The organism is candidate division WOR-3 bacterium (genome assembly GCA_039801905.1).
Classification (GTDB): domain Bacteria; phylum Hydrothermota; class Tepidihabitantia; order Tepidihabitantales; family JBDRVQ01; genus JBDRVQ01.
This window is the reverse complement of record JBDRVQ010000019.1, coordinates 1-12,062: the sequence shown is the minus strand read 5'-3', so window position 1 is coordinate 12,062 and position 12,062 is coordinate 1. Positions and strand designations below refer to the sequence as shown.

Below are 12,062 nucleotides of genomic sequence, written 5' to 3'. Positions count from 1 at the left end.
CCAATCCGCCTCAGGCGGACTTTCCGACAAGGACGGACTTTTGAGCGAAGAAATCCACCAACTCCTGACCATAGCCCACGATATTACCTACCGCTAAAATAACCACCCTTTCCGCCTCCGGCAAATTAATTAGTGAAAAGATTTGCTCATACACGAAAGCCGGAGAAGAATCGGTGAGGTTTAGAATCTTCTCTTCTTTAACGCCAACTCTTTTTGCCGCTTTGAGAAAGGGGAGGGGCTTTTTCCCAGTGAGAAGGATATAGTCAAAATTAATCTCCTTTACCATCTCTCCCAATTGCCGGGATCGGTCCTGGCGGTCCGCTCGCAAATTGACCAAAAGGATTTTTAAGCCCGGCGCCTTAAGAAAGACCTTTTCCGCAATCATTTTCGTAGAATCCGGGTCATTAGCCGCCAAGGCATTAAAAAAACTAATTTCTTTACCCCGTTCTTTTATCCGATAGACCCTTAAAACCCCGGGGTCAGGTAGGGAGTTTTTCATCCCCCGGAGGGCATCTTCCCTTTTTATCCCGAGATATTCGCAAACCGCTAACGCCAACGCCACATTTTCTTTATGCTCCCAATAGGAAAATCCTTCCATCTCTTCATCACTCACCAAATCTTCGTTTATTAAGACCGCCGTACTTTTTAATTCCTTTGCCCTATTCTTAAATACAAAAAAGAACTCTCTCTCCGCAGTGAAGAGAATTCCCTGTTTGGGGCAGGTATTGGCAAGGGATGTGGCGACATCTAACACCGTTGGTCCCATCACATCCAAATGGTCGGCCCGGACATTGGTAATCACCCCGATTGTGGGATTAATTAGTTTCTCTCGCTCTATCTTCTGGTATTGGGGGACTAATGCCATACATTCAATCACTAAGGCATCCGGTCTTCTCTTTGCCGCCTCGCGCACAATTCTTACCTCTTCAATAATGTTTGCCTTACCCAAGCGTCGGATGGGGAATTCGGTCTTATTATCAATCTGGAAGCGGGGGGTGGTGCCGGTAGTCTTAGAGATGACTTTTAGACCGCCACCCCGCAAACCGGCGGCGATGAGTCGAGTAACCGAAGATTTTCCTCTGGTGCCGTTAACCTGAATTCGGATAGGAATCACTTCCTGATTTTTCTTATGGTGAACATATTCCAATATGCCAAATAGAATAAAAACTAAAAGGCTAAGAAGGAGAAGTAGCATAAGTGGATTTTATAAAAAAAATTTACTCTGTCAAGAAAAACTCCTCTCACTCTTCGGAAATAAAGGGTAATTCCTTTTTTAACCCCTCCCGATTGGCTAAGGTAATCTCTATCACTTGCACATCAGGAATTCTCAAAAGTTCGGAAAGAAAAGGAATTTGGGCAATCGGGATGGTGGCAATAATTGCCCGCTTCTCTTTGAATAGTTCCGAAACTAAGGCGCGAAACTTCTCAGAGAAGAGTTCCATCTTACCAATCTCATCAATCACTATCACCCCCCTCTTTCTTAAACCCCTTTCTAACTCAGGAAGGGCAATCTTCTCAAATCTTTTTAAATCCACTTTGTATTTGGAAATCTGATAGGGGGTAAAAAAGTTGATATGAGCCATCACCTCTTCCCCTTCGGTTAAACCCACTACCTTAAAACCAACCCTCATCCCCTTTTCCCTTATCTCCTCGGTATAAAATCCGAAAACCTTCTTCCCTCTCTCTTTAAAATTTTCTACCACTTTTTTAATCAGGGTGGTCTTCCCAATTCCCGGTCTTCCCTTAATCAATATCTTCGCCATCACCAATTATAACACCAAATCTTAAATAGTAAATTGACAAAAAGGAATTCCTCTTTATCATTTAGGGGTATGGTTCCCTTACTTTCTTCCACCATTACTGGGGAAAGAATCTGGGCGGAGATTGATGTCCGCCAACTCAAGGAAAATTTACGTCTGATTAAGAAGTTTGTCAGGGGAAGGAAGATTCTTTTGGCGGTAAAAGCGGATGCCTACGGTCACGGAGCAAAGGAGATCGCTCGCTATCTAAAAGGGGAAGTTGACTATTTTGGTGTCGCCAGTGTGGAAGAAGGGATTGCCCTGCGAGAAAACAGCACAAGGGAGGCAAAGGTTTTGGTTTTAAGTCCTGTCCCCTATGAGAAGATCCCCCAACTTCTTCAATATCATCTCATCCCCACGGTGACCGAAACTACCTTCTTAAAAATTCTAAAAGAGGTGGCGGAGCGGAAGAAGAAAAAGATCCCGGTCTATTTAGAAGTGGATACCGGAATGGGGAGGACCGGCTTCCTACTCGAAGAGGCATTAAAAGTTATCCCCCAAATTTTAACCCACCCCTATCTTAAGTTATTAGGAATCTTCAGCCATTTTCCCGCGGCTGACTCTGATCCTTTCTTCACAAGAAGGCAAATCGCTTCCTTTCGGGATTTTATCTCTCACCTCCCCAAAAAGAGAAGATGTCTCCTCTCCTTAGCCAACTCCGCCGGCCTCTTAAATTTCCCGACCGCCCATTACCATCTGGTGCGGCCTGGGCTATTGGCTTATGGGATCAAACCAGAAGTGAAGGGAAAGGGGGCTTTCTTTTCCCGGATCAAACCGGTACTTTCCCTCTATTCCCGGGTGGTCAATTTGCGAAGATTACCGAAAGGGACAAGTATCAGTTACGGACGGCGGTTTATCCTACCGCGGGATGCTCTAATCGCCGTGGTCGCGGCGGGTTATGGTGATGGTATCCCCTATGCCCTCACGAATCGGGGAGAGGTCTTAATCCGGGGAGAGCGGGCGCCGATTGTGGGGGCAGTTTGTATGGATCTATTTATGGTTGATTGTTCTCACATCCCCAAAGTTGAGATCGGCGAGCGCGTCACGATCATCGGGGAAGATGGTAAAGAGAAGATCACAGTTTCTGAAATCGCCTTTTGGGCGAATACCATTCCTTATGAGATCACCTGCCGCATTAGCCCCCGGGTGCGCCGGATATTTAAAGATGGTGATAAGATTTTGGAGATGAGATGACCTTTGCCGATGCGCCTGAAAGAACTCCACCTCTTCGGTTTTAAGTCTTTCCCGGAAAAGACAGTGATAAAATTTTCCGATGGCATCACCGCCATCTTGGGACCGAACGGTTGCGGCAAAACCAATATCCTTGATGCTCTCCGCTGGGTCTTAGGGGAACAGAACCTCTCCTTAATTCGCTGCACCCGGAATGAGGAACTAATCTTCGCCGGGACAAAAAACCGTCCCCCCTTAAACTTTTGTGAGGTGAAACTCATCTTAGAGAGCGATGATCCCAATTTGCCTTACGGTAGCGAGATTGAAATCAAACGGCGTTATTTCCGAAGCGGCGAGATGGAATACTTCCTCAACCGCCACCCCTGCCGCCTCAAGGATATTGAAGAACTCTTCTTTGCCACCGGTTCTAAGGCTTATTCCCTCTTTTCCCTCTCCGACATCCGGCGGATCATCTCGGGGGAGGTGCGACGATTTTTTGACGAGGCGGCAAATTTGAAGAAATACCAGGAGAGTAAGAAGGAGGTCTTACAGAAATTGGAACTGACGGAAAGGGATTTACTGCGCCTGGCGGACATTATCCGGGAACGGAAAAGGATCGTCCTGAGCCTGAGAAGGCAGAAGCGGCGGTGGGAGATTTATGAGGCACTGCGCCGGGAAGAGAAAAAACTCCTCCTCTCTCAAATCTTAAAGAAGAAGAAGATGAAGGAAGAAGAAAGGGAGGCATTAAGTCAAGAGTTAGAAGAAACGGCGCGGCGCTTATCTTCCCTAAAACAGGAGATGGAGAGAATGGAAAAGGAATGGCAGGAAGGGAAGGAAAGGATAAAGAATTACGAAAGGGAACTTTCCCAGATGAGGGCAAAACTCACCTCTTGCATTCAGGAATTGGTAAAATGGGAGAGCAGACTCTCCTTCCTCCGGGAATCCCAGAACCGATTAGTTAGAGAAGAAGAAGAGATTCGGGTTAGTCTCGGCAAAGAGAAAAAACCAGAAGAGATCCTTACCCTCAAGGCAACGGAAGATGAGTTGGAGAAGGATTTAGCGGCTCTGCGGGAAGAGATAAAGAGAATTGAAGAAGAGATTTCCTTAAAAGAAAGGGAGAAGGAGAAACAGGAGGCGATAAGGGCAGAAATCTTTGACGGGATGATAAGATCAAGTAGTGAACTTTCCGCTAAGAGGTCCCTCCTCGCCGAAAAGGAGATTTCCAATTTGGAAGAGATTATTGATCAGGAGAAGATTCTGGGAAAGGCGATTGACTTCTTCGTTTGGCCTAAGGAATACGAACGGGCGATTGCTGCTGCCCTTTTCCCCTATTACTCTTTCTACCTAATAAAGGATTTCCGGATTAAAAGTTACCTCTTTCCGAAAGAGATCGGTTTCCTTTTAGCCGATGGGCAAAAGGAAAAAGGAGAAGAGAAAAGGGACCTCAACCTTCCCTGCCTGGCGGATGTTTGCCGGATAAAAGAAGATTGTCCCCAGTTAATACTTTCCCTCCTTCGGCAAACTTTCATCTGTCAAGACGACCGGGAGGCGGCGCATCTCTTTTTCCAATTCCCCAATTATGCCTTCGTCACCAAAGAAGGGATCTGCTTCCGACCGGGAGGGGTGGTCATCATCGCGGGTTCGGATAAAACCCAGGGATTGGCCGTTGCCCAACTACGGGAGGAGATTGTGCAGAAGGAGAAGGAGATTGCGGAATGGGAAAAGTTAAGCCGACTCAAAGAAGAAGAGATCCGAAAATTGGAAAAGGAGATTAGGTCTTTGAAGCAAGTGAGTAGGGAGAGATTACAAAAATCTTCGGAGATCCTTTTGCGTTTGGGGAAGATTAGGGAGGAGCGGAAGGTTTTGGAAAGGGAGTGGCAACTTATTGATGAGGAGAAACTGAAGGCGAAATTGAAAGGGGAAGCGTTAGCGAAGGAGATGGCGGAGATAGAAGAAGAGATGAAGAAGGCAAATGAAAATTACGAAGCGTTAAAAAGGATGGTAGCGGAATTAGAGAAGGAATTAAAAGAGAAAGAGGAGGAGAAAGGGGGCATTGAACAGGAGCGATTGGAAAAAGAGATGGCACAAAAGCGCACCGCGATTGAGAATTTGCGAAAGGAGAGGGAGGAGAAGAGTTTGGCCGAGGCCCTTTTGGCAAGGGAGATTGAAGAGATGGCAAAAGAGATTAGCCAACTCGCCGCGGAGATTGGCGGGGAGGTAAAAGAGGAAGAGATGCTGATCTTAAGTGGGGAAGAGGAGCGTTTGGCAGAGATCAATCGGAAACTTCTCAATCTGGGCAAGGTGAATCCCTTAGCCAAAGAGGAATACGAAAGGGAGAAAGAAGAACTGGATAAACTTTTAAGAGAAGAGATGGATTGTCAGAAGGCGAGCGCTGACCTGAAGAGTATAATTAGAGAGATTGACCAGAAGGTGAAGGAAAATTTCTTAGAGACCTTTGAGAAGGTGCGGGAAGAATTCCGGCAGGTCTTCGCCCGATTATTCATTGAAGGGGAAGGGGATTTAATCTTAGAGAAACCCGAAGACCCGATCGCTTCGGATATCATAATCATTGCCAAACCGCAGGGGAAGAATCCGAAGAGATTGGAACAGTTATCGGATGGGGAGAAAGCCCTTCTTTCCCTCTCCTTACTTTTCGCCTTTTATAAGGTGAAACCGGCTCCCTTCTCTTTTATGGACGAAATTGATGCTCCCTTGGACGATGCCAATGTGGAGCGGTTCGTCACTTTTTTGAGGGAGATGAGTAAAAATACGCAGGTGGTGATTATCACCCATAACCGGCTCACCTTGGAAAAGGTGGATGTCCTTCTGGGTGTCACCTCTGAAGAACCGGGGGTTTCCAAGATTGTGACGATGAAATTGAAAGACCAACTGCCCCCCGAATTCATCTAATTTCCGAATCTCTAAAAGAAGACTTAGAATCTAAAAATGTAGGAGAAAATAAAATAATGAAGGAGGTGCCTATGAAAAGATGGTTGGAACCATGGCGTCCCTTCCGAGAGTTAGAGGAAGAGATTAGGGAGACCTTAGACGAATTCTTCGGCCGGAGCCGACGCTTTCCTCGTCTGGTGGGTGAATTTGAGCCGGCGGTAGAGATGTATGAGAAGGGTGAGGATCTAATTATCAAAGCGGATATTCCGGGTGTGGAGAAGGAAGACCTTTCGGTTTCGGTGGGCGAGGATACGGTGACGATTAAGGGTGAGGTGAAGCGGGATGAGGAGGTGAAGGAGAAAGATTATTACCGGAGGGAAAGGGTCTACGGTGCCTTCTCCCGGACGCTGCCGCTCCCCGTAGAGGTTGATGCCCAGAAGGCGAAGGCGACCTACCGGAACGGCGTTCTCACCCTGACGTTGCCGAAGAAGAAAACGGAGAAGGAAATAAAGACCGAGATCAAGATTGAGTAAACTTCGGAAGGGAAGAGCGCCGGAGAAGCCCGGCGCTCTCATTTTTTATCTATTTTGACAAGTTAAATTTTAACTCTCTTTTGGAAAGTGGTCATAAATACTATTCCGCTAAAAATTAAGGGTTGACATCTTTCGGTTTCTCTTTATAATCCCACTTATGAAAAAATTTATCATCAGTTTATCTTTAATAATAATCTTTTTTGCCTGTAAGAAAAATCAAGCACCAAAGGATTTTGTCATCCTGTGTCCACCCTTTGGTTATAAAGATTCTCTCGTTATCTTTAAAGTGAAGGCGATTGATCCGGAGGGGGATGAGATTTCTTATAAATTTGATTGGGGAGACGGCAATCAGAGTGCTTGGTCGCCATTTTTACCTTCTGATTCCTTTTATACCGATTCCCATCGCTTCTCCGACACCTTCAAATTTTATGTCCGGGTGAAGGCGAAGGATAAAGGCGGTAAGGAATCGGGTTGGCAGACAAAGGAGTTTTCTGTAATCCCCCTCAATCCGGGAAGAGTCCTCTGGCGCTTTTTCTGCGATGAAGATGGTGATTTCGTCGCCTCCGGTGCTCTTGACACCGTTGACGGCACAATTTATTTTCCTTGCGATATGGGCCATCTCCACGCTCTAAAACCAGACGGGAAGGAGAAGTGGCGCTTTGTTGGGGAAGCGCCCATTTCCGCTTCACCTTTAATTACCGACAACCGGAATATAATCTTCGGCACAGAGGAGGGAGAGGTCTATTGCCTTTCTCCTCAGGGCAACCTCTTATGGTCTCTCAACCTGGGAGAGGAAATCTTATCTTCTCCCGGTTTGGGTGCGGATGGTAGTATTTATCTGGCAACTTCGGATACCATATTTTTGATCAGTTCCTTGGGGCAAGTGCTTCAGATGAAAGGTCGGAAGGGTGGGGAAGGAATTTCTTCCCCGAGCATTGATTTGAACGGCACGGTTTTTGTGGGGGGAGAAGTTTTCTCCGCTTACCCACCAGATTTAGGTCCGGCAAAATGGGAGGTAATTTTACCGGAGGAAGCAAGATCTTCTCCCGCAATTGACGAGGGAGAAAATATCTATTTTGGCTGTGATAATGGAGCGATCTATAAGGATTCCACGGTAATTAGGTATCTCTACGGTCCGGTTTCCTCTTCCCCAGTGATCTTGGGTAACCTGATAATCGCTGGGGACGAGGAAGGTTATATCCACGGCTTTACCAGAACTGGTAGTGACTCCTGGCCCCAACCTTTTGCCACCGGTGGCTTACCTTCCACCCCCCTCATCTCTGATGGGGGGATTGTTTATCTGGCGGTGGACTACGGAAAGAGACAGGGAGAGGATTCACTCTTTGCCCTATCTTTAAGTAAGGGGGAAAGGCTCTGGGCAACACCGGTGAAAGTGGCAAGTGAAGACCTTGTCTCTTCCCCTACCCTCTCTCCGGATGGGATAATTTATTTAGGGGAAGAAGGGGGAGTGGTGGCGGTGGTGGCAAGAGGGAGGCCGGCTTTTAATGGCTGGCCAATGTTTAGAGGAAATTTGCGGCGCACAGGAAAGAAAGGTTAATTATGCCTTACCAACCTTTACCATCATTACCCGATTGGGTGGGAATTGAAAAAAGGATTTTGAGTTTCTGGGAGGAGAGGAAAATCTTTAAGAAATTGATGGCGAAGAATAGAGGGAAGAAGAAGTTCTCTTTTCTTGATGGTCCAATTACTGCCAATAATCCGATGGGTGTCCACCATGCCTGGGGTAGAACCTATAAAGACTTATTCTTGCGTTATAAGGCGATGAAGGGTTTTGACCAGAGATACCAGAACGGGTTTGATTGCCAGGGGCTGTGGGTGGAGGTGGAAGTGGAGAAAGAGTTGGGTTTTAAGTCAAAGAGAGATATTGAGAGATATGGGATTGAACGGTTCGTAGAGAAATGTAAGGAGAGGGTAAAAAAGTATTCGGCAATTCAAACCCAACAGTCAATAAGGTTGGGGCAGTGGATGGATTGGGAAAATTCTTATTATACGATGTCGGATGAGAATAATTACCACATCTGGTTTTTCCTAAAAGAGTGTCATAAAAGAGGTTGGATTTATAAGGGGGAGGATGTTGTTCCCTGGTGCCCCAGGTGTGGAACTGCGATCTCCCAACATGAGATTGTTACGGAAGGTTATCAGGAGTTAACCCACAAAAGTTTATTTTTAACCTTTCCCTTAAGAGGGGAAGAGGGGACTTTCCTTTTGGTCTGGACCACTACCCCTTGGACTTTAACGAGTAATGTCGCTTGCGCTGTTCATCCGGAACTCAATTATGTCAAAGTTAAGTTAGGGGATGATGGAAAATATTATTATCTATTAGAAGAGAGACTTTCCGCGCTCAACATTCCCGAATCAGCAGTCTTGGAAAGGGTAAAAGGGGAGAGATTGGTTGGCCGGCTCTATTTGGGGCCATTTGATGAACTACCCCCCCAAAAGGGAATCATTCACAAGGTAATTCCCTGGGAGGAGGTCTCAGCGACCGAAGGGACCGGGATTGTCCATATTGCCCCCGGTTGCGGAAAAGAAGACTACCTCTTAGGAAAAGAGTTCTCTTTACCCGTGATTGCCCCAATTGATGAGGAAGGGAACTTCCTTTCCGATTACTCCTTCCTTTCTGGGAAAAATGCCCAAGCGGTGGAAGAGGAAATTATAAACTCCCTCCGCGAGAAGGGATTTCTCTATAAAGTGGAGCCTTATACCCACCGTTATCCGGTCTGCTGGCGTTGCGGAACCGAACTTCTTTTCCGGTTGGTGCCGGAGTGGTATATAGCGATGGCGGAGTTGCGGGAGAAGATTATGGCGGTAGCAAAAGAGGTGCGCTGGATTCCGGAATACGGGTTAGAAAGGGAACTGGATTGGCTCAAGAATATGGAGGATTGGTTAATCTCTAAGAAGCGCTACTGGGGACTTGCCTTACCCATCTGGGAATGTTCTTGTGGCTCTTTCACCGTGATTGGTGGTAAGGAAGAACTGAAAGAAAGGGCGGTTTTGGGCTGGGAGAGATTTGAAGGTCATTCCCCCCATCGCCCCTGGGTTGACTATGTAAAGATAAGATGTGAGAAATGCGGGGATGTGGTTTCCCGAATTCCGGATGTGGGTAATCCTTGGCTTGATGCGGGAATTGTCCCCTTCTCCACCCTCAATTACTTAAAAGACCGAAAATATTGGCAGGAATGGTTTCCCTTTGATTTCATCACCGAGAGTTTTCCCGGCCAATTCCGTAACTGGTTTTATGCCATTTTGGCGATGTCAACGGTGTTAGAGAACCGAGCCCCGGTGAAGACGATTTTGGGTTATGCCCTCCTCAAAGACGAAAAAGGGGAGGATATGCATAAGAGTAAAGGAAATGTCATTTGGTTTGACGAGGCGGTAGAGAAAATTTCCGCAGATGTTTTGCGCTGGATATTTGTTTCTCATAACCCAACCGAAAACCTCCTCTTTGGTTGGCGATTAGGGGAAGAGACCAAGAAGCGTCTTTTAACCTTATGGAATGTCTACTCCTTCTTCTTCACCTATGCCACCATTGATAAATTCTCACCCCAAGGAGAAGAGATTCCCCTTAAAGAGCGTCCCTTACTTGACCGTTGGATCCTCTCCCGGCTTATGGCTTTAGTAAAAGAGGTGACTGAGCATCTGGATGACTACGACCCGGCACCAGTACCAAGAGAGATTGAAAGATTTGTTGATGATTTATCCCTTTGGTATATCCGAAGGTCAAGGCGGCGCTTCTGGAAATCGGAAAACGACCAAGACAAAATTTCCGCCTACCAGACCCTCTATACCTGCCTATTGAACCTGACAAAGATCATCGCTCCGATAATGCCCTTTTTGGCAGAGGAGTTATACCAGAGATTGGTGCGGGATGTGTTACCCGATGCTCCGGAGAGCATTCACCTAAATGACTTCCCCGAATACCAAGAAGCGCTCCGGGACGAAAAATTGGAGGAGGAGATGGCAATTGTTAGGAACCTTGTCTCTTTGGGACGTGCCTTGAGGGAAAAATTCAAGTTGAAGGTAAGGATGCCTCTCTCCGAGGGTATCTTCTTCCTGCCTGAAGATAAAATTCCAGCGCTAAAGAATTACGAAGAACTATTAAAAGAGGAGTTAAACCTCAAAAGTTCTCAGTTCTTATCCAAGGAGAGATATTTATCGTCTTATCCTAAGGAGCAGATAATGGCTGATGAAGATTTGGCGGTCTATTTACCAAAAGAAGTGCCTCCGGAATTGGAATTGGAAGGGTTAGCCCGAGAACTGATTCGGCGGATTCAGGCACTGCGCAAAGAAGCCGGGTTTCAGGTAACCGACCGGATTTTCCTCTACTTTTCTACCGAAGGGAAATTGAAGGAGGCGATTGAGAAACATTCCCAATATATCGCCCAAGAGACACTGGCGGTAAAAGTAGAGGAAGGGAAGAAGGGGGGTATCAGCAAGGAGATGACCATCAAGGGAATGAAGGTTGAGATTACCCTTTCCCGAAAAGATGGATAAGAAGAAATTGCGCCATTACGAAGAGAAACTCCTTAAAGAAAAAGAGAAGATCATCAAAGAGAAGAAGATGTTAGAAAATATTGTAGAAAGGGGGGATAAAGATTCTACCGGGGAACTTTCTACCTTCCGCACCCATATCGCTGATTTGTCCTCTGAGACCTACCAAAAGGAAATCGCTTCCCAACTTACTACCCAAGAGAGGGAAATTTTATTTAAAATTGAAGAGGCATTAAGGAAAATAAAGGAAGGGAGATACGGAATCTGCGAAAGGTGTGGGAAACCGATTGCTGAGGAGAGGTTAGAGGCGCTCCCTTACTGCCGCTACTGTATTAAATGCCAGAAGACTTTGGAAGCGAAGCAGGGCGAAAAATAGCCAACCATTTTAATCTCCTTTTAGAATTAGAGTTTGATGGCCAAGAGTTTTTTGGCTGGCAGAAACAACCAAAGAAAAGAACCGTCCAAGGAGAATTAGAAAAGGTCTTAGCAATAATCTTTCAAAAAAAGATTAAAACGACCGGTGTTAGCCGATTGGACCGGGGAGTTAGTGCCCTTTCTTTCTTCGTTAACTTCCAATGTCCGAAGGCTTTACCCCTGGCGAGATTAAAGAAGGCATTAAACTCCCTTTTGCCCCAGGATATCTATGTGAAAAAGATTGGAATAAAAGGAGATGATTTTTCTGCGCGCCGGGCAGCGAAGAGTAAAGTCTACGAATATCATATCTTCTTTGGTCGTTCCCCATTAAAAAGGGAGAGAGTCTGGGAGTTAGAATACAAAATTGACGAAGAAAAAATGAGAGAGGCTCTAAATCTATTTTTGGGAAAAAGGGATTTTGCCCCTTTTGTTAAAAGAGAAGGAAAAGGGATTTGCGAATTGAAAGAGATAGAGATAAAGAAAAGAGGAAAGGAGTTAATAATAAAAATTGAAGGGGACAGGTTTCTTTATAAGATGGTGCGGAGGATTGTTGGGGCATTAGTTGATTATGCCCGGGGAAAGATTACAAAGGAAGATATTATAAACGCCTTAGAAGGCAAACCCCACCGGCCATTTCTCACCGCCCCTCCTCAAGGATTATTTTTAAGAAAAGTTAAATTTTAATTTGCCTTTTTACAACAAAATTTGCCTAAATGCAACATTTTATTTTTTAACCTACCCTCTAATT

General features: G+C 45.9%; 9 protein-coding genes. 7 read left to right on the top strand and 2 right to left on the bottom strand.

What is annotated here, in order from left to right:
• Positions 1-10 precede the first annotated feature (10 nt).
• Both pgsB and ABIL00_04945 read right to left on the bottom strand, forming a co-directional pair.
• Positions 11-1,195, bottom strand: a complete 1,185-nt coding sequence (gene pgsB / locus ABIL00_04950; protein MEO0110102.1) for a poly-gamma-glutamate synthase PgsB — start codon at positions 1,193-1,195, stop codon at positions 11-13.
• 46 nt (positions 1,196-1,241) lie between these two features.
• Positions 1,242-1,763: an NTPase gene (locus ABIL00_04945; GenBank protein MEO0110101.1), complete on the bottom strand. Its 522-nt coding sequence runs from the start codon at positions 1,761-1,763 to the stop codon at positions 1,242-1,244.
• 69 nt (positions 1,764-1,832) lie between these two features.
• Here ABIL00_04945 and alr point away from each other — a divergent pair, with 69 nt between their 5' ends.
• The 7 genes from alr to truA all read left to right on the top strand — a co-directional run bounded on the left by alr (position 1,833) and on the right by truA (position 11,998).
• Positions 1,833-2,993 carry an alanine racemase gene (alr, locus tag ABIL00_04940; protein MEO0110100.1) on the top strand — a complete coding sequence of 387 codons (1,161 nt, stop codon included), beginning with the start codon at positions 1,833-1,835 and terminating at the stop codon, positions 2,991-2,993.
• Positions 2,994-3,002: 9 nt separating this feature from the next.
• A complete protein-coding gene (locus ABIL00_04935) occupies positions 3,003-5,879 on the top strand; it encodes an AAA family ATPase (GenBank protein ID MEO0110099.1) in 2,877 nt (958 codons plus the stop codon).
• A gap of 71 nt (positions 5,880-5,950) precedes the next feature.
• Positions 5,951-6,391 carry an Hsp20/alpha crystallin family protein gene (locus tag ABIL00_04930; protein ID MEO0110098.1) on the top strand — a complete coding sequence of 147 codons (441 nt, stop codon included), beginning with the start codon at positions 5,951-5,953 and terminating at the stop codon, positions 6,389-6,391.
• 157 nt (positions 6,392-6,548) lie between these two features.
• On the top strand, positions 6,549-7,949 hold the full coding sequence (locus tag ABIL00_04925; GenBank protein ID MEO0110097.1) for a PQQ-binding-like beta-propeller repeat protein: 1,401 nt from the start codon (positions 6,549-6,551) through the stop codon (positions 7,947-7,949).
• A gap of 2 nt (positions 7,950-7,951) precedes the next feature.
• On the top strand, positions 7,952-10,903 hold the full coding sequence (gene ileS / locus ABIL00_04920) for an isoleucine--tRNA ligase (protein ID MEO0110096.1): 2,952 nt from the start codon (positions 7,952-7,954) through the stop codon (positions 10,901-10,903).
• The gene (locus ABIL00_04915; protein MEO0110095.1) at positions 10,896-11,276 is read left to right on the top strand and encodes a TraR/DksA C4-type zinc finger protein; all 381 of its coding nucleotides are present in this window, start codon (positions 10,896-10,898) and stop codon (positions 11,274-11,276) included. Before ileS ends, ABIL00_04915 begins: the two co-directional genes overlap by 8 nt.
• A complete protein-coding gene (gene truA, locus ABIL00_04910) occupies positions 11,237-11,998 on the top strand; it encodes a tRNA pseudouridine(38-40) synthase TruA (protein ID MEO0110094.1) in 762 nt (253 codons plus the stop codon). The genes ABIL00_04915 and truA overlap by 40 nt, the downstream gene beginning before the upstream one ends.
• The last annotated feature ends 64 nt before the right edge of the window (positions 11,999-12,062 follow it).